The following is a 26,031-nucleotide window of genomic DNA, read 5'->3' as shown; positions in this document are numbered from 1 at the left end:
AACGCCGGGAGGCTGACATGTGCGGAATTGTCGGACTGTTTTTAAAGGACAAGTCGCTGGAGCCGAAGCTCGGCGCGATGCTTTCGGAGATGCTGGTATCGCTCAGCGATCGCGGACCCGACAGCGCAGGCATTGCCATCTATGGCGCGCCTTCCGGGAACGAAGCCAAGATCACCATCCAGTCGGCGAAGCCCGCGCGCGATTTTCGCGACCTCGATACCGAGCTTGCCAAGGCTATCGGTGCGCCGGTGAGCATTGCGGTCAAGTCGACGCACGCCGTCGTCCGGACGACGCCGGCCAAGATCGACGAAGCGCGCGAGGCGATCCAGGCACTTCGCCCCGACATCCGCATCATGGGCGCCGGCGACGTCGTCGAGATCTATAAGGAAGTCGGCCTGCCGGAAGCGGTGGTCGATCGCTTCGACGTCCGCAAGATGGCCGGCACGCATGGCATCGGGCACACCCGCATGGCAACGGAATCGGCGGTGACGACAATGGGCGCTCATCCCTTCTCGACCGGTGCCGATCAATGCCTGGTGCACAATGGCTCGCTGTCGAACCACAACAATGTCCGCCGCGAGCTGATCCGCGAGGGCATGAAGTTCGAAACCGAGAACGATACCGAGGTCGCCGCCGCCTATCTTTCGTCCCAGATGGCGCATGGCAAGAACCTCGGCGAAGCGCTGGAAGGCACACTCTCGGACCTCGACGGCTTCTTCACCTTCGTCGTCGGAACCAAGAACGGTTTTGGCGTGGTGCGCGACCCGATCGCCTGCAAGCCCGCCGTCATGGCCGAAACCGACCAGTATGTCGCCTTCGGCTCGGAATATCGCGCGCTGACCAAACTGCCCGGCATAGACAATGCGAGGGTCTGGGAACCGGAACCCGCAACCGTCTATTTCTGGGAGCATTGAAATTCATGACGGCAACCAAACTTTCAAAGGCGGCGACCCACGACCACGCCTCGCGGATCTTCGATCTCGATGTGTCGTCGCTGCGCGAACTCAACCAGGCGCTGCACAATCTGACGCCCGGCTCGAACGAAACGGCGTGGGAAGTGCTGCACCCGAAGGGCAGCCACTCGGTCGCCGTCGGCGTCGACCAGCCCGTGACCATCGATGTGCGCGGCAGCGTCGGCTATTATTGCGGCGGCATGAATTCCGGCAGCACCATCACCGTGCATGGCTCGGCCGGACCCGGCGTCGGCGAGAATATGATGTCGGGCTCGATCATCGTGAAAGGCGACGCCAGCCAGTATGCCGGCGCCACCGGCCGCGGCGGCCTCCTGGTCATCGAGGGCAACGCCTCGTCGCGCTGCGGCATCTCGATGAAGGGCATCGACATCGTCGTGCACGGCAATATCGGCCACATGTCGGCCTTCATGGCGCAGTCCGGCAATCTGGTGGTGCTGGGCGATGCCGGCGATGCGCTGGGTGATTCCATCTACGAGGCGCGGCTGTTCGTGCGCGGCAAGGTCGACAGCCTCGGCGCAGACTGCATCGCCAAGGAGATGCGGCCCGAGCATCTGCAACTGCTTCAGGGGCTGCTCGACCGCGCCGGCGTCACCGGCGTCAAGCCAACGGAGTTCAAGCGCTACGGCTCGGCGCGCACCCTCTACAATTTCAATATCGACAACGCCGACGCGTATTGAGGCAGCATGACCTATCGCAACCCGCCGACGACGCCGCGCAAATCCGCGACCTTCGACGACTACACACTTTCCGAAATCCGCCGCGCCGCGGCCACCGGGATCTATGACATCAGGGGTGCCGGCGCCAAGCGCAAGCTGCCGCATTTCGACGATCTGCTGTTCCTCGGCGCCTCGATCTCGCGCTATCCGCTCGAAGGCTATCGCGAGCGCTGCGACACCAGCGTCGTGCTCGGCTCGCGCCATGCCAAGAAGCCGATAGAGCTGAAGATCCCGATCACCATTGCCGGCATGAGCTTTGGTTCGCTCTCCGGTCCGGCCAAGGAAGCGCTCGGCCGTGGCGCGACCCTGTCGGGCACCTCGACCACCACAGGCGACGGCGGCATGACCGAGGAAGAGCGCGGCCATTCCAAGCAACTGGTCTACCAGTATCTGCCGTCGCGCTACGGCATGAATCCGCGCGACCTGCGCCGCGCCGACGCGATCGAAGTCGTGGTTGGCCAGGGCGCCAAGCCCGGCGGCGGCGGCATGCTGCTTGGCCAGAAGATTTCCGACCGCGTCGCCGAGATGCGCACGCTGCCCAAGGGCATCGACCAGCGCTCGGCCTCACGCCATCCCGACTGGACCGGGCCGGACGATCTCGAGATCAAGATCCTCGAGCTGCGCGAGATCACCGACTGGGAAAAGCCGATCTACGTCAAGGTCGGAGGGGCGCGTCCGTACTATGACACCGCGCTCGCGGTGAAGGCCGGCGCCGATGTCGTGGTGGTCGACGGCATGCAGGGCGGCACGGCCGCGACCCAGGAAGTGTTCATCGAGAATGTCGGCCAGCCGACGCTTGCCTGTATCCGGCCGGCGGTGCAGGCATTGCAGGATCTCGGCATGCACCGCAAGGTGCAGTTGATCGTCTCGGGCGGCATCCGCAATGGCGCCGATGTCGCCAAGGCACTGGCGCTCGGCGTCGACGCGGTCTCCATCGGCACGGCGGCGCTCGTCGCGCTCGGCGACAACGATCCCCGCTGGGAGGCGGAGTACAACGAGCTCGGCACCACGGCCGGCGCCTATGATGACTGGCATGAAGGCCGCGACCCTGCCGGCATCACCACGCAGGACCCGGAACTGATGAAGCGGGTCGATCCCGTGGCTGCTGGACGGCGGCTGGCCAACTATCTGAAGGTGATGACGCTCGAGGCGCAGACGATCGCACGCGCCTGCGGCAAGAACAGCCTGCACAATCTCGAACCCGAGGATCTCGTCGCCCTGACGATCGAAGCCGCCGCCATGGCGGGCGTGCCGCTCGCCGGCACCAACTGGATACCGGGGAAAAACGGCTTCTAGGACAGCATTCAAAATACCATAAGCGAGGAACTATAATGGGGAACGATCTCGCCGCTTTCGCCAAAAAGAACGGCGTCAAGTATTTCATGATTTCCTACACCGACCTGTTCGGTGGCCAGCGCGCCAAGCTGGTGCCGGCGCAGGCGATATCAGACATGCAGAAGGATGGCGCCGGCTTTGCCGGATTCGCCACCTGGCTGGACCTGACGCCGGCGCATCCCGACATGCTGGCGGTCCCGGATCCAGACTCGGTTATCCAGCTACCATGGAAAAAGGAGGTGGCCTGGGTCGCCGCCAACTGCATCATGGACGACAAGGAGGTCGACCAGACGCCGCGCAACACGTTGAGGCGGCTGATCGCAGAAGCCGCAAGCGACGGCATGCATGTCAAGACCGGCGTCGAGGCCGAGTTCTTCCTGATCTCGCCGGACGGCGGCGTCATCTCTGACCAATACGACACGGCCTCGAAGCCTTGCTACGACCAGCAGGCGGTGATGCGCCGATACGACGTCATCGCCGAGATCTGCGACCACATGCTGGCGCTCGGCTGGGGGCCCTACCAGAACGATCATGAAGACGCCAACGGCCAGTTCGAGATGAACTGGGCCTTTGACGACGTGCTCGCCACCGCCGACAAGCACTCCTTCTTCAAGTTCATGGTCAAGTCGGTGGCCGAGAAGCACGGCCTGCGGGCCACCTTCATGCCAAAACCCTTCCAGGGCCTGACCGGCAATGGCTGCCATGCCCACATCTCGGTTTGGGACAAGGCGGGCAAGACCAATGTCTTCGCCGACAATTCGATGGAGCTTGGCCTGTCGGCCAAGGGCAAGAACTTCCTCGGCGGCATCATGAAGCATGCCTCCGCGCTTGCCGCGATCACCAACCCGACGGTCAATTCCTACAAGCGCATCAACGCTCCGCGCACGATTTCGGGCGCGACCTGGGCGCCGAACACGGTGACCTGGACCGGCAACAACCGCACCCACATGGTGCGCGTGCCCGGCCCCGGCCGCTTCGAACTGCGCCTGCCCGACGGCGCTGCGAACCCCTATCTCTTGCAGGCTGTGATCATTGCCGCCGGCCTCGACGGCATCCGCTCGAAGGCCGATCCCGGCAAGCGCTACGACATCGACATGTACCAGCACGGCCACACGGTGAAGGGCGCTCCGAAACTTCCGCTGAACCTGCTCGACGCACTGCGCGAGTTCGACAAGGACAAATCACTCAAGGCGGCGCTGGGTGAGGAATTCTCGTCGGCATACCTAAAGCTGAAGCACCAGGAATGGAATTCCTATGCTTCGCACTTCACGCAATGGGAGCGCGACCACACGCTGGACATATAACCGTCCTGCGGGTGCGAGCGGCCTCGGAATGAACTGATGAAATACTCGATCTTCTCGCTCGCCCGTGCCGCCTTGTCCAGCCACAAGAACTGGCAGCGCACCTGGCGCGACGCCACGCCGAAGGATCGCTACGACGTGGTGATCATCGGCGGTGGTGGCCATGGCCTGGCCACCGCCTGGTTCCTCGCCAGCGAATACGGCATCAAGAACGTCGCCGTGCTGGAAAAAGGCTGGATCGGCTCCGGCAATGCCGGCCGCAACACCACCATCATCCGCTCCAATTACGGCCTGCCCGGCAATACCGGCTTCTACGAATTGTCGATGAAGCTATGGGAGCGGATGGAGCAGGATCTCAACTACAATGCGATGGTCAGCCAGCGCGGCGTCATTAACCTCTACCATTCCGACGCGCAGCGCGACGCCTATGCTCGGCGCGGCAACACCATGCGCATCAACGGCATCGATGCCGAACTGCTCGACCTCGCGGCCGTCAAGAAGATGATGCCGTTCCTGAATTACGACAATGCGCGCTTTCCGGTGCAAGGCGGGCTCTTGCAACGGCGCGGCGGCACGGCTCGGCACGATGCCGTGGTCTGGGGCTATGCCCATGCGGCGAGCGGGCTCGGCGTCGACATCATCCAGAATTGCGAGGTGACCGGCTTTGTCAGGGACGCCAACGGCAAGGTGAGCGGTGTCGAGACCTCGCGCGGCAGGATCGGCGCCGGCAAGGTCGGCATGGCGGTCGCCGGCTCCTCGTCACGCGTCGCTAATATGGCGGGCCTGCGCCTGCCGATCGAAAGTCACGTGCTGCAGGCCTTCGTCTCCGAGGCGATCAAGCCATTGATCCCCAATGTCATGACCTTCGGCGCCGGCCACTTCTATGTCAGCCAGTCGGACAAGGGCGGCCTTGTCTTCGGCGGCGACATTGACGGCTACAATTCTTACGCCCAGCGCGGCAACCTGCCTGTTATGGAGGATGTCTGCGAGGGCGGCATGGCGCTGATGCCGATGATCGGCCGCGTGCGGCTTTTGCGCCAGTGGGGCGGCATCATGGACATGTCGATGGACGGCTCGCCGATCATCGACAAGACGCCGGTGGAGGGCCTCTATCTCAACGCCGGCTGGTGCTATGGCGGCTTCAAGGCGACGCCCGGTTCAGGCTTCGTCTTCGCCCATCTGCTGGCCCGCGACACGCCGCATGAGGAGGCTGCACGGTTCCGCCTCGACCGCTTCCGGACCGGCGCCATGATAGATGAAAAGGGCCAGGGCGCCCAACCGAACCTGCACTGAGGACGGCCGGAAAATCATGCGCATTGTCTGTCCCTTCTGTGGCGAACGCGAACTTGGCGAGTTCACCTATCTTGGCGACGCCAAGCCGGTGCGACCGACGGCGGATGCCGGTGAGGACGCCGTCCACGACTATGTTTATCTGCGCGACAATGTCGCCGGCGTGATGAGCGAGAACTGGTACCACGGCGGCGGTTGCCGGGCGTGGCTGAAGGTCACCCGCAACACGCTGACGCATGAGATCGCGGCGGTCGAACCGGCTGCCGGCGCCGGCGCGGCAAAGGTTGGCGCGTGATGGCCGGCGCGCAGACAAATCGGCTGGACAATGGCGGTCTGATCGATCGTACCGCGCCACTGAAATTCCGCTTCGACGGCAAGAGCCTTTCCGGCTTCCAGGGCGACACGCTGGCGTCGGCGCTGGTTGCCAATGGCGTCAAACTGGTCGGGCGCTCGTTCAAGTATCATCGCCCGCGCGGCATCCTGACCGCGGGCTCGGAAGAACCCAACGCCCTTGTCGAATTGCGCACCGGCGCCCGGCGCGAGCCGAACACCAAGGCAACGACGGCGGAGCTCTATGAAGGCCTCGAGGCCGCCAGCCAGAACCGTTGGCCATCGCTGAGCTTCGATGTGATGTCGGTGAACCAGTTGTTCGCGCCGATCTTCGTCGCCGGCTTCTACTACAAGACCTTCATGTGGCCGGCGAAGTTCTGGGAAGCCGTCTACGAGCCGGCGATCCGCCGCGCCGCCGGTCTTGGTCGTGCTGCCGGTGTTGCCGACCCGGACCACTACGACAAGGTCTGGGCGCATTGCGATGTGCTGATCGCCGGCTCCGGTCCGGCCGGTCTGGCGGCAGCATTGGCGGCCGGCCGCAGCGGCGCCCGCGTCATCCTGTGCGAAGAGGATTTTGCGTTCGGCGGCCGCCTGCTGTCGGATGGCGGCATGATCGATGGCCTGCCGGCCGCCGAATGGTTGTCGCGGACGCTGGCTGAGCTGGCGGCAATGCCCGATGTCCGCATCATGGCCCGCACGACGCTGTTCGGCGTCTATGACGGCGGGACCTATGGTGCGCTGGAGCGGGTCAATGATCACGTGCCCTCGCCGCCCGAGCATCAGGTGCGCCAACGGTTGTGGCGCATCGTGGCCAAGCGCTGTGTGGTCGCCGCCGGCGCCCTTGAGCGGCCGATCGTCTTTGCCGGCAACGACACGCCCGGCGTGATGATGGCTTCGGCGATGCGAACCTATGTCGGACGCTACGCTGCTCTTCCCGCGAAGCGCATCGCGCTGTTCACCAACAATGAGGATGGCTGGCGCACGGTCGAGACCGCGCTTGGCGCGGGACTGCAGATCGCGGCGGTGATCGACGCGCGGCCGGACATTTCGCCGTCACATCGATCGCTGGCCTCCCGGAATGGTTTCACGGTGCTGCACGGCTCCGTCAGCGGCGTCGACGGCGGCAAAGACGGTGTTCGGAAAATCGCGGTATCACTCACCGGCGGCGCGCGCGCCGAAGTCGAGGCCGACGGGCTCGCCGTTTCCGGCGGCTGGAACCCGGCTGTCGGGCTCACGTCCTATCATCGCGGCCGGCCGAAATGGCGCGACGACATAGCGGCGTTCGTACCTGACGGCGCGCCTCCCGGCATGGTCGCAGCCGGTGCGGCCAACGGCAACTTCGGACTTGGGGCCTGCCTGGCCCAAGGGTTTGCTGCCGGCGCGGCGGCGGCACATAATACAGGACACAACGGCAAGGCAGGCACCGCGCCTGTCGCCGACGACGAAACCTTTTCGCTGACGCCGCTCTGGCACGTCGCCGGCAAGGGCAAGGCCTTCGTCGACTACCAGCATGACGTCACTGCCTCCGACATCGAACTGGCGCAGCGCGAGGGTTTTGAATCGGTCGAGCATCTGAAGCGCTACACCACGCTCGGCATGGCGACCGACCAGGGCAAGACGTCCAATGTCGCCGGCCTGGCCATCATGGCTGCGGTGACCGGAAAATCCATCCCCGACACCGGCACGACGATCTACCGGCCTCCTTACGTGCCGGTCGCCATCGGCGCTTTTGCCGGCCATCATCGCGACGAGACATTCCATGCGACGCGGCTGACGCCGTCGCATCACTGGGCCGCCGAACAGGGTGCTGTCTTCGTCGACACCGGCCTATGGAAACGCGCGCAATGGTATCCGCGCGCTGGCGAGAAGGACTGGCTGCAATCGGTGACCCGCGAGGTCAAGGCCGTGCGAAGCGGGGTCGGCTTCTGCGATGTCTCGACGCTCGGCAAGATCGACGTGCACGGCCCTGATGCCGGCGCCTTCCTCGACCGCGTCTACATCAACACCTTCACCAACCTCGCTGTCGGCAAGGCGCGCTACGGGTTGATGCTGCGCGAGGATGGCATCGTCTATGATGACGGCACGACGTCGCGATTGGCCGAGGGCCACTATTTCCTGACCACCACCACCGCCAAGGCCGGTTTGGTGATGCAGCATCTCGAATTCTGCCGGCAGGTGCTGTTTCCAGACCTTGACGTGCAGCTGACCTCCGTCTCCGACCAGTGGGCGCAATTCTCGATCGCCGGCCCCAAGACCCGCGAGCTGCTGAAGGAGATCGTCGATCCGGCGGAGGACCTTTCCAATGAAGGCTTTCCCTTCATGGGCGCGCGGGAAGTCGCCTTGCGCGGCGGCATCAAGGCAAGGTTGTTCCGCATCTCCTTCTCCGGTGAGATGGCGTTCGAGATTTCGGTGCCGGCACGCTACGGCGAGGCGATGGCGCGCAATCTGATGCGGGCGGGCGAGCCGCTCGGCGTCACGCCTTACGGCACCGAGGCGCTCGGCGTGATGCGCATCGAAAAGGGCCACGTAGCCGGACCGGAACTGAACGGCACGACGACGGCGGCCGATCTTGGCCTCGGCAAGATGATGTCGACCAAGAAAGATTTCATCGGCCGCGTCATGGCCGGTCGGGAGGCGCTTGTCGCGCCGGACCGCCAGGTCGTCGTCGGCGTCAAGCCGACGGACAGAGCGCGCCGGCTGCGCTCGGGCGCGCACATCATCCCGAAGGGGCAGACGCCCGGGCCAGGCAACGACCAGGGCTATGTCACATCGGTCTGCTTCTCGCCGACATCAGACCAGTGGATCGGGCTGGCGCTTGTCGAGCGCGGGCGCGAGCGCATTGGCGAGATCGTCCATGCGCATGACCCGATACGCGGCGAGGACTATGAGGTCGAGCTCTGCAATCCCGTCTTCTATGATCCGGATGGAGGGCGCCAGCGTGGCTGAGTTTTCCTGGGACGTCCGCAGCCCCCTCGACCGCGCGCTCGCGGTGGGGAGGTATGGTGGGCATGGCGATGCCGGCGTGGCGCTGACCGAGATTCGCAATTTCGACCTCATCCAGGTGATGGCGCGGCGCGGCAAGGCGGCGGAGATGGCCAAGGCGGCGGAGGGCCGGTTCGGCGTTGCTGCTCCGGAAACGCCGAAGGTGGTGCAGACCGCGGATGCCACACTGATCTGGTCGGGACCGGATCAATTTCTTGTCCGGTCGAAGGGTGACAAGCACGGGATGGCGGCGCTCGCTCCCCTCCTTGCCGGATCGGCTTCACTGTCCGACCAATCGCATGCGCGGGTGCTGGTCAGCGTCTCCGGCGCCAAGGCGCGCACGATGTTGGCCAAACTGTCGTCGATCGATCTGCATCCCGGTGTCTTCGCTGTCGGTGCTGCGGCGGCCACGTCGATGGACCACACCAGTGTCACGCTGTGGCGCGGGAACGATCGTGCTGATGGGCAGGCGGTGTTCAACGTCCTGGTATTTGCGACGTTCGCGGAGAGCCTTTGGCACACTATGCAGGATTCGGCTGCTGAGTATGGCGTGGCTATCGGCCATTCCGAAGAATTCTAGCTCGCCAATTGTAGAACTCGGCACCGCCCCCTCATTGCCCTGCCGGGCATTTCTCCCCGTAACGGGGAGAGGACGGGGGTAGCCAGATGAGGGGAAGCGCCGACGTTCGGAAGATGAGGCTGAACAGCGAATTCCTACCCATGTTCACGTCCGGTCCGCCACCTTCGCCTTGCCAAACGCAACCGCGCTGCTATTCTTGCTGCTAAAATAATTTCACACACAGGCAAACTTGTTTCTCGAACCGCAAGGCTGAGATGAGCCAGTCTCCCTACCCTACGGTCACAGCCGGACCGCCGCGCCCGAGCGTCATCCTGAGGCCCGGCCAGATCGCCCTGCCGCCGGGCATGGAGCGCTACACGATCCAGGGCAATGGCGCAGTGCTGATCGAGGTCGAGGCCGGCGATATCATCACCGTGCGCAATGTCGAAGGCGGCCAGGCCTGCGAGTTGCTGGCCTGGGACAGCACCGGCGCCACCGACCCTGGCATCTTCGGCGAAAAATCCAATGGCAATGCCGCCGGCATCAAGGCGTTGCTCGCCGAGGGCGATGACAGTCTCGCTTCCCTGCGGCGTGGGCTGGCGCGTCGACAGGTGCAACTCGATCAGGCAAAGGCGCTGCGCGTGTTCGGCAGCACAACGCCCGCAGGGACCGAACAGGCTTTCACCGTCACGCGCGACGGCTCGATGATCATCGCCGCCCCCGGCGGGCCGATGCTGGTCGACGGCCATGATACGGCGACGCCGCTTACCGTCATCGTGCGCCGCGCCACGATCCGCCTGAAAACAAAGTCGCAGTTGGCCGATCCCCTCGCCGATCCTGTGCTCGACCTGCGCGTCCATTCGGCAACAGCGGAATCCTACTTCGTCAAGGCCGGGGACTATCTGCAGATCATCGATGTCGACGGTCGCCAATGCACCGACTTCCAGTGCTTTTCGGCGCGCAAGCTGGACAAGGGGCTCGACCATCCGCTCGACGTGACGACGACGCGCACGCTGATGGGGTCGAGCTATCCTATGCCTGGCCTGCATTCCAAATATTACGACCAGGACATGGAGCCGCTGGTCGAGGTGGTGCAGGACACGTGCGGCCGGCATGATGCCTTCGCGCTGGCTTGCGCGGCGAAATATTACGACGACATCGGCTATCCCGACCACACCAACTGCTCGGAGAATTTCAACGGCGCGCTCGCCGGCAAGGGCGTCAATCCGCGCGCCGGCTGGATGGCGATCAACTTCTTCTTCAACACCGCCATCGACGCGCATGGCGTGATGGTGTCCGACGAACCATGGTCGCGGCCGGGCGACTATGTGCTGCTCAGGGCGCTGACCGACATCGTCTGCGTCTCCTCCGCCTGCCCCGACGACACGACGCCCGCCAATGGCTGGAACCTGACCGACATCCATGTGCGGACCTATTCCGGTCGGCACAAATTCTCGCGAGCGATCGCCAGACGCATGACGCCCGATTCGGAACCGAAAATGACCCGCGAGACATCCTTTCATTCGAGCTTTGCCAAGCACACCCGCAATTTCTCGGAATACAGGGGCTACTGGCTGGCCAACTCCTTCGCCAAGGAAGGACCCATCACCGAGTACTGGGCATGCCGGCAGGACGCCGTGATCATGGACCTGTCGCCGCTCAGAAAATTCGAGGTCACCGGCCCGGATTCGGAAGCGCTGCTGCAATACACGCTGACCCGCGACGTGAAAAAACTCGGCGTCGGCCAGGTCGTCTACTCGGCCATGTGCTACGAGCATGGCGGCATGATCGACGACGGCACGCTGCTGCGACTCGGCAAGGATAATTTCCGCTGGATCGGCGGCGACGATCTGTCCGGCGAATGGCTGCGAGAGACCGCCAGGAAGCTTGGGCTCAACGTCCTGGTGCGCTCCTCCACGGACCAGATGCACAATGTCGCCGTACAGGGCCCAAAAAGCCGCGCTATCCTCAGGGAAGTGATCTGGACTTCGCCACTGCAGCCGTCGATCGATGAGCTCGAATGGTTCCGCTTCGCGGTCGCCCGCATCGGCGGCGGCAACGGCATTCCGGTCGTCGTCTCGCGCACCGGCTATACCGGCGAACTCGGCTATGAGATCTGGTGCCATCCGCGCGACGCCGAAAAAGTGTTCGACGCCATCTGGGAAGCCGGCCAGCCGCATGGGCTGAAGCCGATGGGACTGGAGGCGCTCGACATGGTGCGCATCGAGGCCGGGCTGATCTTCGCGGGTTACGAATTCTCCGACCAGACCGATCCGTTCGAGGCCGGTATCGGCTTCACCGTGCCGCTGAAAAGCAAGACCGACGACTTCATCGGCCGCGAGGCGCTGATCCGCCGCAAGGAGAACCCGCGGAACAAACTGGTCGGGCTCGACATCGACAGCAATGTCGCCGTCGGCCATGGCGACTGCGTCCATGTCGGCCGCGCCCAGATCGGCGTTGTCACCTCGGGCATGCGTTCGCCGGTGCTTGGCAAGAACATCGCGCTGGCAAGGCTCGACGTCACCCATGCGGCCATCGGCACGGAGGTCGAGATCGGCAAGCTCGACGGCTACGCCAAACGACTGCCGGGGCGTGTCGTCGCCTTCGCCCATTATGATCCGCAGAAGACCCGGCCGCGCTCCTGACTGCTGCCTTCCGAACAGGCAAAACCGCGCGTCAGCGGTGCCGCGAGACGTATTGCCGCCTGCGCGCGCAAGCGTGATGTGCACGGCGTCACAAAACGCTTGACGTGAAAGCGCGCCGGATCAATCTTCACTCCTAAGAAAAAAATACGACTGAGTGGAAACACCGGAGTCGTAAGGTCATGTGCCGGGAGCAAGCTTCGCAAAGCCGAGGCATCGCTGGCGGGGAACACGAGAAAAAGGGGAAGTCACTGACATGAGCACTATAAGCACGGCCCTCGAGCAGCCTGCCGAAAGCAAGCTGCTCAGGCATATCGACTGGCGCGGGGCCTTCTGGGTGGCGAGCGGGGTTCCGGCACTGGTCCTGTTTTCGATCGGCGGCATCGCCGGCACGACCGGGACGCTGGCCTTCCTGATCTGGACAGTGTCCATGATCATGGGCTTCCTGCAATCCTTCACCTATGCCGAGATCGCCGGCCTGTTCCCGAACAAGTCGGGCGGCGCCTCTATCTACGGCGCCACCGCCTGGCTGCGCTATTCCAAGTTCATCGCGCCGCTGTCGGTGTGGTGCAACTGGTTCGCCTGGTCGCCGGTGCTGTCGCTCGGCTGCTCGATCGCCGCCGCCTATATCCTCAACGCGCTGGCGCCGGTGCCGCTGTTCACCGAGACCTCGCCTGATGTCGTCGCGTATATAGCGGCGCATGCTGGAACGGCGCCCGCCGACGCCATCACCGCGGTGACTGCGGCCGCGACACCGGTGATCCGCAACTGGACACTTTACAGCCACACGCTGGGTCCGGTCTCCTTTACGCTCAACGCCACCTTCTTCATCGGCGCGGTGCTGATGCTGATCATCTTCTCGATCCAGCATCGCGGCATCCTCGGCACGGCCAATGTGCAGAAATATATCGGCCTGCTGGTCATCATCCCGATGCTGATCGTCGGCGTCGTGCCGATCTTCACCGGACAGATCAACTGGGCCAACTTCTCGCCGCTGGTACCGCTGGCGGCCGCCTATGCGCCGGACCCGGGCGCCTGGAACATCGCCGGCTGGACGCTGGTGCTCGGCGGCATGTTCATCGCCGCCTGGTCGACCTACGGCTTCGAAACCGCCGTCTGCTACACCTCCGAGTTCAAGAACCCGGGCACCGACACGTTCAAGGCCATCTTCTATTCCGGCCTGCTCTGCATGCTTCTGTTCATCCTGGTGCCCTTCACCTTCCAGGGTGTGCTTGGCTTGAACGGCATGCTGGCGACGCCGATCGTCGACGGCTCCGGCGTGGCGGATGCACTGGCCGGCATGGTCGGCGGCGGCAAGATCATCCACAGCCTCTTAGTGATGCTGATGATCCTGGCGCTGGTGCTGTGCATCATGACGGCGATGGCCGGCTCCTCGCGCACGCTCTACCAGGGTTCGGTCGACGGCTGGCTGCCGCGCTATCTCAGCCACGTCAACGAACATGGCGCGCCGACGCGGGCCATGTGGACCGACCTCTGCTTCAACCTGATCGTGCTGGCCATCGCCTCGGCCGACGCGACGAGCTTCTTCTTCATCCTCGCCGTGTCGAATTGCGGCTACATCATCTTCAACTTCCTCAACCTCAATGCCGGCTGGATCCATCGCATCGACAACGGCCATATCGCGCGGCCGTGGAAAGCGCCGACCTGGCTTCTCGGGATCGGGGCGATCTTCGCCTATGTCAACGCGATCTTCATGGGCGCCGGCGCCAAGGTATGGAACCCGATGGCGCTGTGGGCCGGGCTGATCACCGCGGCACTGATCATCCCGGTGTTCTGCTTCCGCCACTACATCCAGGACAAGGGCAAATTCCCCGACCACATGCTGGCCGATCTCGGCATGACGGGAGCTGACCTCGCGGTGAAGAAAGCGGGCATGCTGCCCTATCTGACGCTGATCGCCGGTGTGGCGGTGATGCTGATCGCCAACTGGATATTCGTCATCTGACAGGCCGACTCATGAAAGATCGGGCGCGCTTCGGCGCGCCCGATCCATTTTGACCACCGGCAGGGAGCCTCGCGTCAACCAGCCTTACGAACCGCCGCTTTCGCGTCTCCGAAGAACCGGTTGGGCGGCCGCTTTAGACCGAGATTCTCGCGCAGCGTCGATCCCTCATACTGCCGCCTGAAGATGCCGCGCCGCTGCAGCTCGGGCACCACCTTCTCGACGAAATCGTCGAGCCCGGCGGGCAGATAGGGAAACATGATGTTGAAGCCGTCCGATCCCTCGGCGTCCAACCATTCCTCCATTTCGTCGGCAATGGTTTGCGGCGTGCCGACGAAGGCAAGGCCGGAATAGCCGCCCAGCCGCTGGGCAAGCTGGCGCACCGTCAGGTTTTCGTTCCGGGCGAGCTCGATGACGCGCTCGCGGCTGCTCTTCGAGGCATTGGTCGCCGGTATCTCAGGCAGCGCGGCATCGGGGTCAAAGGCCGACGCATCATGTCCAAGAGCGATCGACAGCGAGGCGATGCCGCTTTCGTAATACACGAGGCTGTCGAGCTTCGCCCGCTTGGCCCGCGCCTCCTCGACGTTGTCGCCGACAATGACGAAGGCGCCAGGCAGGATCTTGATGTCGTCGCGGGAGCGGCCGAATTTCTGTGCCCTGCCCTTGACGTCGGCAAAGAAACGCTGCCCGGCGGCAAGATCCCCATGGGCGGCGAAAATCACCTCCGCCGTTTCGGCTGCCAGTTGTCGCCCGGCTTCCGAGGCGCCGGCCTGGACGATGACCGGCCAGCCCTGCACCGGCCGCGCAATGTTGAGCGGGCCGCGCACGGAGAGGTGCTCGCCCTTGTGGTCCAGCACATGCAATCTGGCGGGATCGAAATAGAGCCCGCTTTCGGCGTCGCGGATGAAGGCGTCGTCGGCAAAACTGTCCCACAGGCCGGTCACGACATCGTAGAATTCCCGCGCCCGGTGATAGCGCTCGTCATGCTCGACATGTTCGTCCAGCCCGAAATTGAGCGCGGCATCGGGGTTGGACGTGGTGACGATGTTCCAGCCGGCGCGTCCGCCGCTGATATGGTCGAGCGACGCAAAGCGCCGCGCAATATGATAGGGCGCGTCGTAGGTCGTCGACGCGGTGGCGACCAGCCCGATGTGATCGGTAACGGCGGCAAGCGCCGACAAGAGCGTGAACGGCTCGAACGAGGTCACCGTATGGCTGCGCCGCAGCGCCTCGATCGGCATGTTGAGCACGGCCAGATGGTCGGCCATGAAGAAGGCATCGAATTTCGCCGCCTCCAGCGTCTGGGCGAAGCGCTTCAGATGCGCGAAGTTGAAGTTGGCGTCCGGATAGGCGCCGGGAAAGCGCCAGGCTCCGGTGTGCAGGCTGACCGGGCGCATGAAGGCGCCAAGCCGCAATTGCCGTTTTTCAGTCATGGAAAGATACCCTGATGAGGACGAGCGTGGCCGATCCGGTGGCGCTCATCATGGAACCGCTTTGCGGCCCTGGGAAGGAATTCTGTTTTGCGAAATCGGCAGCGGGGAGCATTTCATTGGTGCGACGGACCAGCCGTCACACCGCATCGTCCGCCATAGGTGATGGCGGATGATGCGATGAAACGGCTTTATTCCGCGGCCAGGGCCAGTTGCGGCCGCTCGGTCGCCAGCTCTGGCTCGGGCGCCTGCTCGTTGTTCACCACCTTCTTCGGCTCGCGGCCGAAGAACAGGGCGTAACCGGCAGGCAGGACGAGAATGGTCAGCACGGTGGCCACCACGATGCCGCCCATCATGGCGTAAGCGAGCGGACCCCAGAACACGGCGCGCGAGATCGGGATAAGCGCCAGCACCGCCGTCATCGCCGTCAGCACGATCGGCCGGAAACGGCGCACGGCCGAGCCGATGATGGCCTCCGAACGTTCCATGCCTCTGGCGATGTCCTGGTCGATCTGGTCGACCAGGATGATCGAGTTGCGCATGATGATGCCGAGCAGCGCGATGACGCCGAGGATCGCGACGAAGCCGAACGGCGCGCCGCTGATGAGAAGTGCCGCGGCCGCCCCGATGATGCCGAGCGGGCCGGTCGCCAGCACCAGCATCGCCTTGCCGAAGTTCTGCAGCTGGATCATCAACAGCACGACGATGATGGCCAGCATGATCGGCGCCTTGGCGGCGATCGACGCCTGGCTTTCGGCCGAGTCCTCGGCACCGCCCTGGATCTCGATCTTGTACCCGGGCGCCAGGCCGTCGCGCAGGCCCTGCATGTCCTTGTACATCTTGGTGACGACGTCGTTGGACTGCACGCCATCGGGCAGCGTTGCCCGCACGCTGATGGTCGGCAGGCGGTCGCGGCGCCATTCGATGCCCTGCTCCAGCACCGGCACCACCTTGGCCACCTGCGACAACGGCACGAAACCGCCGAAATCGGTCGGGATGTAGACCGAGTCGACCGAGGACAGCAGGCTGCGGCTGGCATCCGGCTCGCGGGCAACGATGGAGACCGTCTCCTCGCCATCGCGGAAGTCGTCGAGCGGGGCACCGGCCATGGTCGCCTGCAGCATCTGGCGGATGCGCTGCGAGGTAACGCCGAGCGCCCGGGCGCGATCCTGGTCGATGACCAGCTTCATCGCCGGCACCGGCTCGAGCCAATCGTCATGCACGGCGCCCAGCAGCGGATCCTCGCGGAATTTCGCCTTCACCTGATCGGCGATGCGGCGCACCTCCTGGCGATCGGGACCCATGACGCGCATCTGCACCGGCCAGCCGGTCGGCGGTCCGAGGAACAGGCGATCGACCTTGGCACGGATCGAGGGGAAATCCTCGGCCAGAATCGTGCGCAGCTTGACGATCAGCCGCTCGCGCGCCGGTTCGTCATTGGCCATGACAAGCATCTGGGCGAAATTCGGGTTGCGCAGTTGCTGGTCGAGCGGCAGGAAGAAGCGTGGCGCGCCCTCGCCGATATAGGTGGCGATGAAGCGCTTGTCCTTGTCGTCCATCATCCTGGCTTCCAACGCCTTGGCCTGCGTCTCGACCTCCTTGATGCTGGTGCCTTCCGGCAGCCAGAGGTCGACCAGGATTTCCGGCCGAGACGATTGCGGGAAGAAGTTCTGCGGGATGAACTGGAACGCCCACAGGCTGGTCCCGAAAGTCACCAGCGTCATGACAAGCACGATGATGCGGTGGCGTACGGCCCAGCCGACGGTCGAGCGCAGCCGGCGGTAGAAGCGCGTGTCGAAGACATCGTGATGGCTGCCGGCATGCTTGCGCTGCTTGAGGATCATGTTGCCTAGCCACGGCGTGAAATAGACCGCGACGAACCAGGAGACGATCAGCGCGATGCCGACGACGTAAAACAGCGTGCGCACATACTCGCCGGCCGTGGAGGCGGCGAAACCGACCGGGATGAAGCCGGCGGTGGTGATGAGCGTGCCGGTCAGCATCGGGAAAGCGGTCGACGTATAAGCGAAGCTCGCGGCCTCGATCTTGACCAGCCCCTCCTCCAGCTTGCGCTCCATCATCTCGACGACGATCATGGCGTCGTCGACGAGCAGGCCTAGCGCGATGATCAGGGCGCCCAGCGAAATGCGCTGCAGGTCGATGCCGAGCTCGTACATGATGGCGAAGGTGGCGGCCAGAACCAGCGGGATGGCAATGGCGATGACCAGCCCTGAACGCCAGCCGATCGACAGGAACGAGACGACAAGCACGATCAACAGCGCCTCGCCGAGTGCATGCATGAATTCGGCCACAGCATCGGTGACGACGCCCGGCTGGTCGGAAATCTGGTCGACCGACACGCCATAAGGCAGCGCTTCTTCAAAGCGCTTGTAGGTCGCCTCGACGTCCTTGCCGACATCGGTGACCTTGAACCCCTTGGCCATGACGACGCCAAGCTGCACGCTGTCATGACCGTTGAAGCGGTATTTGCGCTGGAAGGGATCCTCGAGCCCGGAGGTCACGGTGGCGATGTCGCCGAGCCGGGTGACCTGGCCGCCGGCACGCAGCCGCAATTCCCTGATGTCGGCGGCCTTGGTGACGTCGCCTTCGACGGAGATGCGCACCGAATTGACGCCGGTGTCGACGGCACCGGCCGGATCGACATTATTCTGGCCCTTGATCGCGTTCTGCAGGTCGGTCAGCGTCAGGCCACGCTCGGCCAGCGCCTTGGACGAGACGTCGATATAGAGCTTTTCCGGCTGGTCGCCGATGATGACGGCCTTCTCGACGCCGGGGGTCGTCAACAGCATGTCGCGCGCCTGGATGGCGAACTTCTTCAGCTCTGGATAGGAGAAGCCGTCACCGCTGATCGAATGCAGGGTGATGAAGGTGTCGCCGAACTCGTCGTTGAAATAGGGACCGAGGAGGCCTTGCGGCAGGTCGCCCGAAATGTCGCCGACCTTCTTGCGCACCTGATAGAAGGCGTCCGCCACTTCGGCGGCGTTGGTGTCGCCCTTGATCTGCACGGTGATGATGGCGCTGCCGGCGCGTGTGAAGGAGCGCACGAAGTCGAGATGCGGTGTTTCCTGCAGCTTGCGCTCGATCTTGTTGACGACCTGGTCCTCCATCTCCTGGATAGAGGAGCCCGGCCAGATCGCCTGCACGACCATCACCCGGAAGGTGAAATCGGGGTCTTCCTTCTGGCCCATGCGCATCAGGCCGAGCGCTCCGGCGATGATGATGAGGCCAAACAGGAACCGCGCGATGGAAGGATGGCCGATGGCCCAGCGCGACAGGTTGAAGGGCCGCTTTTCTTCAGTGGAGGTCGTCATCGTTGCTGGTCCACTTTGCTTGTTGCCGGCGCCTGGCGCTTCGACGAAGCACGGCGCTCGAAACGAAATCATCTGCGTTCGATCTGGCTTCCGGGCGGCGAGGCTTTCCGAGCGGAGAGACACTCATCGCGGTGGGACGCTAGGTCGGTGCGGGGGTACATCGGCCGTGACGTCTCAACCTTCGGGCACACGCCGCCCGGAAACCTGCGGCCGCCGGAACGCGCGGCCGACTATTTGTCCTCAGCGCAGCCGGCTGGCGTCGTCGCCCTCGGCGGACGCGGATTGCTGCGCCACGCCGCCGGCGAGCTTGACCTTCAGATTCTCGGTCATGAACTGGGTGCCGGCGGCGACCACGACATCGCCGGGTTTCAATCCTTCGGCCACACGCACGCCATCGGCGGCGAACTTGGCAACTTTCACCGGACGGGCATGAACGGTGTCGGCGTCGCGATCGACGGTCCAGACGATCGACTGACTGTCTTTCTCTGCCAAGGCGCTCAAGGGGATCGAAACCAGCTGCTTTTCGTTGGCGGCCGAGGCCTCGATATTGGCGGTCATGCCAAGAAGCACACGTGGATCATCGGGCAGGCTGACACGGACGGCGAAGGTGCGCGACTGTGGATCGGCGCTGCCGGCAACCTCGCGGACCTTGCCGTCGAGCGCCAGCGCGCTGTCGGACCAGAACCCGGCCTTGACTAACTTGCCCGGCTTGAACTCGGCGATCTCCATTTCCGGCACCGCGATCAGCACTTCCTTTTCGCCGTCGACCGCGACAGTGACCACAGGCGTGCCCGAGCCGACCACCTGGCCGACATCGGCGTTGACAGCCGTGACGATGCCGTCCCTGTCGGCCTTGAGGTCGGTATAGCCGACCTGGTTCTTGGCCTGGTCAAGTGACGAACGGGCGGAGTCGCGGGTGGCGACCGCCTGGTCATGGGTCAGCGTCGCCTGTTCGAGCTGCGATTTCGGCGCGAAGTTTTTGGCGAAAAGCTGCTCGGCGCGCTTGCGCGCAAGTTCCGTCGTCTCGACCTGCCTTTCGGCGGCATCAAGCGCTGCCTGCGCGCTCTTGACCGAAAGGTCGTAGTCAGTGGGATCGATACGGGCGAGCACATCGCCCGGCGCCACGTGCTGGCCGATGTCGACCAGACGCTCGGTGATCTTTCCGTTGACGCGGAAAGCCAGGGCGCTTTCCGTGCGGGCCCGCACGGAACCCGAATAGGAGAGCATGCGGGTGTCATGCGCCTGGGCGATCTCGACGACCTTGACCGGACGGATGATTTCCTTGACCTCGGCCTTCTCCTGGCTGCAGCCGGCAAGCGCGAGCGCCGCGACAACCAGACCCGCGACCGGCAACCCGCGGATGATCGAATTGGACAAAGACATAGTAATACTCCCGACTGGAGACGGACTGCCGACACCGGCGACCGGCGGCTATTTCAAGGCTCTGATGGCGTAGTCGATAAGTTCGTCGGGCATTGCCCGGTTGGTCTTGGCAAGGCACTGCGCTACCATCTGCGGGTGGCAAAGAATGATAGTCGCTGCGCCAAAGCAGCGCGACGAGGTTTCGGGATCCTGGTCCCTGAACTCGCCGCTCTCGACGCCCTCGCGGATCACCTCCGCGAACAAGTCATGGATGCTGTTGACGTGCTTGTCGATGACGGCCCAGTCGCGCTCGAGCGCGACGATGACCATCTCATGGACCTTCTGCTCGTCCAGCATGGTCTCCAGCGTCATCTTGTACTGGGCGTGAATGTAGCGCCGCAGCCGCTCCTCCGCGCTGATCGGCAGGTGCATGATCTCGTAAGCCATCTTGTAGCTGGCACCGAGCATCCGGCCGCAGACGGCCTGATGGATTTCGACCTTGGAGGCAAAGAAACGGTAGATGTTGGCCGGCGACATGCCGAGCTCGCGGGCAATGTCGGCGACATTGGTCTTGCCGTAACCATAGTGCCGGAACAGGCGCTCGGCGCAGTCGAGAATGCGCGTCACATTCTCCTGTCTGGCGACATCGACCATGATGTTGAAGGCTTCGGACATAGCTCTTTCGTTTGATAAGTGACGAATTTTAATTTTCGTCAGTCGTAAATCGAAGAAGGCGGGATGTCAACGCGAAATCGACGTACGCGTACAAGATAGTGACAGATGGTGACATCCAACAGACGTCACCAAGCGGTCCAAGGATGCGGGCAACTCGAAATTTTTTTGACGAGGCCGTCGGCGCTTCAGGCGGGTCTGGCCATTTCCCGCAGGCGGAATTTCTGGATCTTGCCGGTCGAGGTCTTTGGAATCTCGGCGAAAATCACCGCTTTCGGCACTTTGAAGCGGGCAAGCAGCGCACGGCAGTGCTCGATGATCTCGGCCTCGCTCGCCGTCTTGCCGGGCTTAAGCTCGACATAGGCAACCGGCACCTCTCCCCATTTTTCGTCATGGCGCGCCACAACGCCGCAGGAGGCGACGGACGGATGCTTGTAGAGCGCATCCTCGACCTCGATCGAGGAAATGTTCTCGCCGCCCGAAATGATGATGTCCTTGGAACGGTCCTTGAGCTGGATGTAGCCATCGGGATGCATGACGCCGAGATCACCGGAATGGAACCAGCCGCCGGCGAAGGCTTCGTTGCTGGCCTTGCGGTTCTTGAGATAGCCCTTCATGACGATATTGCCGCGGAACATGACCTCGCCGATGGTTTCGCCGTCGGCCGGTGTCGCCTGCATCGTCTCAGGGTCCATGACGGTCAGGCCTTCGAGCGCGGCATAGCGCACGCCCTGCCTTGCCTTCTTGGCGCTGCGCTCGCCCTTTGCGAGATCGTCCCATTCGCCGTGCCATTCGTTGACCACGGCCGGGCCATAGGTCTCGGTCAGGCCATAGAGATGGGTGACGGCAAAGCCGGCATCGGCCATCCCCGACAGCACGGCTTCCGGCGGCGGCGCGGCCGCGGTGTTGAAGGTCACCGTCTGCGCGAACGTGCGCTTGTCCTCATCCCGGGCGTTGATCAGCACCGACATGACGATCGGCGCGCCGCAGAGATGGGTGACGCCGTGATCGGCGATGGCGTCGTAGATCGGCTTCGGCCGTACCCAGCGCAGGCAGACATGGGTGCCGGCCTGGACGGCCAGCGTCCACGGAAAGCACCAGCCATTGCAGTGGAACATCGGCAGCGTCCAGAGATAGACGGCGTGCTTGGCCATGCCTGCGTGGATGGTGTTGGTGTAGGCCATCAGGGCGGCACCGCGGTGGTGATAGACGACGCCCTTCGGATTGCCCGTCGTGCCCGAGGTGTAGTTGAGCGAGATGGCGTCCCATTCATCGTCGGGCATCGACCAGGCGAAATCCTCGTCGCCGCCGGCGACAAAATCCTCGTAGTCGAGCGCACCAATCCGCTCTCCCTTCGGATACGGGGCGTCGGCCGCGTAGTCGGGATCGTCATAGTCGATGACCAGCGGATTGACCTTGGCCAGATCGAGCGCCTGCCGGACGACGCCGGAGAATTCGCGGTCGACGATGAGCACCTTGGTCTCGGCATGGTCGAGCTGGAATGCGATGACCGCGGCGTCAAGGCGGGTGTTGAGCGAATGCAGCACCGCCTTGGTCATCGGCACACCGAAATGCGCCTCCAGCATCGGCGGCGTGTTGGACAGCATCACGGTGACCGTGTCGCCCTTGCCGATGCCGCGCTTTTGCAGTGCCGATGCGAGCTTCAGCGAGCGGCGCCAGAAGTCGCGGTAGCTGATGCGCTGGCTGCCGTGGATGATGGCGATGTGGTCGGGATAAGTCTTTGACGCGCGCTCCAGATAGGTGAGCGGCGTCAGTGGCTGATGGTTGGCCGCGTTCCTGTCGAGATCCTGTTCGTAAGGATTGCCCATCCCGTCCTCCCCAAAGTCCTTCGAGTTTTCTAACCCTAGGACTTCCGTCAGGCCATCCCCCTGAACGGCCAAAAATGCAATGCTGTCCGGGCTTCGTGGAACGACTGTCCCGGATATGTCTTGTCTAGAGGCGATCGCACTCGTGCATCCCAAGTTGACTTTTGTCGAGAGCCGTGACTAATGTCAGCCGAGGAGACGGCATGGCGATCCGACCGGCAGAACAACTCATTCACAAAGCCGCCTGGCTCTACTATGCGCATGGCCTGCGGCAGGACCAGGTTGCAAGCCAGCTTAACATTTCGCGTGCCTCGGTGGCCATGTATCTGCGCAAGGCGCGCGAGACCGGCATCGTCAACATCTCGACCTCGACGCAGCTGTTTACCGACGACGTGATGGCGCGCCGGCTCGAGGACGCCTTGAAGCTCGACGCGGTCTGGATCGCGCCGGAGAACGGCCATATACCCGACCCGTCGACCGATATCGCCGTGTTGGCGGCGAGCGTCTTTCTCGAACTGGTCAAGAAGGGCGACCGCATCGGCGTGGCCTGGGGCCGCACCGTCTATACGATCGCCGACATCATGTCCTATGCCGACCTGCAGGATGTCACGGTCGTGCAGCTCTGCGGCAATCTCGGCGCGCCTTACTCCTATCGGCCCGATCAGTGCACCATGGAAATTGCGCGCCGGCTCAACGCCAAGGGGCTTAATTTCTATGCGCCGCTGGTGCTGTCGACGGAAGATCTCGCGCGTGCATTGCGCGCCGAGCCCGTGATCCGCGAACAGCTGGCCGGCATCGCCGATTGCAATCTCGCGCTTTTCTCCGTCGGCACCGTCGATGCAGACAGCCATGTCGTCAAATGCGGCGCGCTGAACCCGGACGAAATGGCCGCGCTGCGCGGCATCGGCGCAGCCGGGGTGATTGCCGGACAGATCATCAACGCCAGGGGCGAGGCGCTCGATTGCAGCTACAACCGCCGGGTCATTTCGGCTGAACTCGGCTCGCTGCGTGCCATCGAAAAACGCTTGATGGTGGTGCAGGAGGACAGCAAGTTCGAGCCGTTGCTCGCGGCGCTCGCGGGCGGACTTTGCACGCATCTTGTGGTCGGCGCCAATATGGCGCAACGGCTGCTCGATCATGCCGGAGCGATGCCACAAAAAGCATCCTGATAAGCAACCCTTCGCCGGCGCATTGTCATCAAGGCGTCGCGGCATTCCTGTTTCACCACCAAAGACAGCAACTGGACGAAGCGAACATGAAGAATTTGTGGAACGACGACACGGCTGAGAAACTCGTCGCCGACTATGCGAAGAAAGGCGTCGGCCGCGACCTCGCGCTGCGCGTCTACACGACGCGGCTGCTGGGTGGCGTGCCACAGCTGGTCCTGCATGGCGGCGGCAACACGTCCTGCAAGATCAAGGCGACCGATCTCGTCGGCGATGAATGGGATGTGCTGTGCGTCAAGGGCAGCGGCTGGGACATGGCCGTCATCGAGCCGCAGGGACTGCCGGCGGTCAAGATGGGCGCCCTGCTCAAGGCGCGCGCGCTGGACACGCTCGCGGACGAGGACATGGTGGCGCTGCAGCGGGCAAACCTCATCGACCCGTCCTCCCCCAACCCCTCGGTCGAGACGCTGTTGCATGCCTTCCTGCCGCATAAATTCGTCGACCACACCCATTCGACCGCCATCCTGGCCATCGTCGACCAGGAAGACTCGAAGCCGCTGGTCAAGACGGTTTTCGGCAGCAAGATGGGTTACGTTCCCTACATCATGCCGGGCTTCGACCTCGCCAAGGCGGCGGCCGACGTCTTCGATGCCGACCCGACGGTCGAAGGACTGATCCTCGACAAGCACGGCATCTTCACCTTCGGCGACGATGCCAGGCAGGCCTATGACCGGATGATCCACTATGTGAACGTCGCCGAGGAGTACGTCGCCAGGAACGCCAAGCCGAAAGCGGCAAAGTCGGCGTTGCCGGCAAAGCTCGCGACGCCGGCGTCCATCGCGCCGATGCTGCGCGGCGCCGTTGCGGTGGCGCGCGGCGAAGGCCGCTTCGACCGCATGATCTCGGACTTCCGCACCTCCGAGGCGATCGTCGATTTCATCAATTCGGCCGCGATCGCCGACTATGCCGGACGCGGCGTGTCGACACCGGACCTGTCGATCCGCATCAAGACCGGCCCGATGGCGGTGCCGGCGCCCGACGCCGACAAGATTGGCGACTACAAGGCTGTCATCAAGAGCCATGTCGACGCTTTCGCCAAGGAGTACCGCGCCTATTTCGAGAGCAATGACGCACTCGACGACGTCAAGCGCACCATGCTCGACCCGATGCCGCGGCTGACGCTGGTGCCAGGGCTCGGCATGTTCGGCCACGGCCGCACGCTGAAAGATGCCAGGATCGCTTCCGATGTCGGCGAGATGTGGATCGAGGCGGTGCGCGGCGCCGAAGCCATTGGCCGTTTCCATCCGCTGTCCAAGGCCGATTTGTTCCCGCTCGAATACTGGTCGCTCGAGCAGGCCAAGCTTGCCTCGAACAAGCCGAAACCGCTGACCGGCCAGGTGGTGCTGATCACCGGCGGCGCCGGAGCGATCGGCGCTGCAACGGCAAAGCTGTTCGCCGACAATGGCGCTCATGCGGTCGTCGTCGATCTCGACGCCGAAAAGGCCGCCGATTCGGCCAAGAAGGCCGGCAACAATTCCATCGGCGTGGCCGCCGACATCACAGACCCAGCCCAGGTGCGGGCCGCTTTCGACAAAGCGGTCGCCGTCTTCGGCGGCGTCGACATCCTGGTCTCCAATGCGGGTGCGGCCTGGGAAGGCCGGATCGGCGAGTTGGATGATGCGCTGCTGCGCAAAAGCTTCGAGCTCAATTTCTTCGCCCATCAGTCGGTGGCGCAGAACGCCGTGCGCATCATGCTCGAACAGGGCACCGGCGGCGTGCTGTTGTTCAACACCTCCAAGCAGGCGGTCAATCCGGGTCCGAAATTCGGCGCCTATGGCGTGCCGAAGGCGGCGACTTTGTTCCTGTCCAGGCAATACGCACTCGACTACGGCGCCCATGGCATCCGCTCGAACGCCGTCAACGCCGACCGCATCCGTTCGGGCCTTTTGACCGACGCGATGATCGCCAGCCGATCGGGTGCGCGAGGCGTGTCCGAGAAGGAATACATGTCCGGCAACCTGCTCGGCCAGGAAGTGACGGCGCAGGATGTGGCGCAGGCGTTCCTGCATCACGCGCTGGCCGAACGGACGACGGCCGATGTGACGACGGTCGACGGCGGCAACATCGCGGCGGCGCTGCGGTAGGCTTTCC

Annotated in this window: 17 protein-coding genes; 12 read left to right on the top strand and 5 right to left on the bottom strand. The window is 63.8% G+C overall.

The window, feature by feature from the left end:
- Positions 1-17: 17 nt before the first annotated feature.
- From C1D09_RS00480 to C1D09_RS00435, 10 genes are all read left to right on the top strand, one after another.
- Positions 18-914, top strand: coding sequence for a class II glutamine amidotransferase (locus C1D09_RS00480; protein ID WP_143972476.1), 897 nt, complete (start codon positions 18-20; stop codon positions 912-914).
- Between the two features lie 5 nt (positions 915-919).
- A complete protein-coding gene (locus C1D09_RS00475) occupies positions 920-1,651 on the top strand; it encodes a GltB/FmdC/FwdC-like GXGXG domain-containing protein (RefSeq protein WP_143972475.1) in 732 nt (243 codons plus the stop codon).
- Between the two features lie 6 nt (positions 1,652-1,657).
- The gene (locus C1D09_RS00470) at positions 1,658-2,986 is read left to right on the top strand and encodes an FMN-binding glutamate synthase family protein (RefSeq protein ID WP_143972474.1); all 1,329 of its coding nucleotides are present in this window, start codon (positions 1,658-1,660) and stop codon (positions 2,984-2,986) included.
- Between the two features lie 35 nt (positions 2,987-3,021).
- The gene (glnT, locus tag C1D09_RS00465; RefSeq protein ID WP_143972473.1) at positions 3,022-4,329 is read left to right on the top strand and encodes a type III glutamate--ammonia ligase; all 1,308 of its coding nucleotides are present in this window, start codon (positions 3,022-3,024) and stop codon (positions 4,327-4,329) included.
- 36 nt (positions 4,330-4,365) lie between these two features.
- Positions 4,366-5,619, top strand: coding sequence for a sarcosine oxidase subunit beta family protein (locus C1D09_RS00460; RefSeq protein ID WP_143972472.1), 1,254 nt, complete (start codon positions 4,366-4,368; stop codon positions 5,617-5,619).
- A gap of 16 nt (positions 5,620-5,635) precedes the next feature.
- Positions 5,636-5,911, top strand: coding sequence for a sarcosine oxidase subunit delta family protein (locus C1D09_RS00455; RefSeq protein WP_143972471.1), 276 nt, complete (start codon positions 5,636-5,638; stop codon positions 5,909-5,911).
- Entirely contained in the window at positions 5,911-8,892 is a 2,982-nt protein-coding gene (locus C1D09_RS00450) for a sarcosine oxidase subunit alpha (RefSeq protein ID WP_143972470.1), read from the top strand. Before C1D09_RS00455 ends, C1D09_RS00450 begins: the two co-directional genes overlap by 1 nt.
- Positions 8,885-9,508 (top strand): sarcosine oxidase subunit gamma, encoded by a 624-nt coding sequence (locus C1D09_RS00445; protein WP_143972495.1) that lies wholly within the window; start codon positions 8,885-8,887, stop codon positions 9,506-9,508. Before C1D09_RS00450 ends, C1D09_RS00445 begins: the two co-directional genes overlap by 8 nt.
- Before the next feature lie 254 nt (positions 9,509-9,762).
- Positions 9,763-12,132 carry a trimethylamine N-oxide demethylase gene (locus C1D09_RS00440; RefSeq protein WP_143972469.1) on the top strand — a complete coding sequence of 790 codons (2,370 nt, stop codon included), beginning with the start codon at positions 9,763-9,765 and terminating at the stop codon, positions 12,130-12,132.
- Positions 12,133-12,385: 253 nt separating this feature from the next.
- Positions 12,386-14,095, top strand: coding sequence for a trimethylamine N-oxide permease (locus C1D09_RS00435; RefSeq protein ID WP_143972468.1), 1,710 nt, complete (start codon positions 12,386-12,388; stop codon positions 14,093-14,095).
- 74 nt (positions 14,096-14,169) lie between these two features.
- Here C1D09_RS00435 and C1D09_RS00430 read toward each other — a convergent pair whose 3' ends face one another.
- The 5 genes from C1D09_RS00430 to C1D09_RS00410 form a co-directional block, all read right to left on the bottom strand.
- Complete coding sequence (locus C1D09_RS00430; RefSeq protein ID WP_143972467.1) at positions 14,170-15,525, bottom strand: LLM class flavin-dependent oxidoreductase; 1,356 nt, start codon at positions 15,523-15,525, stop codon at positions 14,170-14,172.
- A 188-nt stretch (positions 15,526-15,713) separates the two neighbouring features.
- Complete coding sequence (locus tag C1D09_RS00425; protein ID WP_143972466.1) at positions 15,714-18,854, bottom strand: efflux RND transporter permease subunit; 3,141 nt, start codon at positions 18,852-18,854, stop codon at positions 15,714-15,716.
- 240 nt (positions 18,855-19,094) lie between these two features.
- Entirely contained in the window at positions 19,095-20,237 is a 1,143-nt protein-coding gene (locus tag C1D09_RS00420; RefSeq protein ID WP_143972465.1) for an efflux RND transporter periplasmic adaptor subunit, read from the bottom strand.
- Positions 20,238-20,285: 48 nt separating this feature from the next.
- Entirely contained in the window at positions 20,286-20,891 is a 606-nt protein-coding gene (locus C1D09_RS00415; RefSeq protein ID WP_143972464.1) for a TetR/AcrR family transcriptional regulator, read from the bottom strand.
- Between the two features lie 185 nt (positions 20,892-21,076).
- Positions 21,077-22,717 carry an acyl-CoA synthetase gene (locus C1D09_RS00410; RefSeq protein WP_143972463.1) on the bottom strand — a complete coding sequence of 547 codons (1,641 nt, stop codon included), beginning with the start codon at positions 22,715-22,717 and terminating at the stop codon, positions 21,077-21,079.
- Between the two features lie 200 nt (positions 22,718-22,917).
- Here C1D09_RS00410 and C1D09_RS00405 point away from each other — a divergent pair, with 200 nt between their 5' ends.
- A complete protein-coding gene (locus C1D09_RS00405; protein ID WP_143972462.1) occupies positions 22,918-23,883 on the top strand; it encodes a sugar-binding transcriptional regulator in 966 nt (321 codons plus the stop codon).
- A gap of 86 nt (positions 23,884-23,969) precedes the next feature.
- Positions 23,970-26,024, top strand: coding sequence for a bifunctional aldolase/short-chain dehydrogenase (locus C1D09_RS00400; RefSeq protein WP_143972461.1), 2,055 nt, complete (start codon positions 23,970-23,972; stop codon positions 26,022-26,024).
- Positions 26,025-26,031 lie beyond the last annotated feature (7 nt).

Origin of the sequence: Mesorhizobium intechi, from assembly GCF_002879535.1 — a bacterium.
Classification (GTDB): Bacteria; Pseudomonadota; Alphaproteobacteria; order Rhizobiales; family Rhizobiaceae; genus Mesorhizobium; species Mesorhizobium intechi.
The sequence above is the reverse complement of the archived record's forward strand: the minus strand, read 5'-3'. Positions and strand labels throughout refer to the sequence as shown.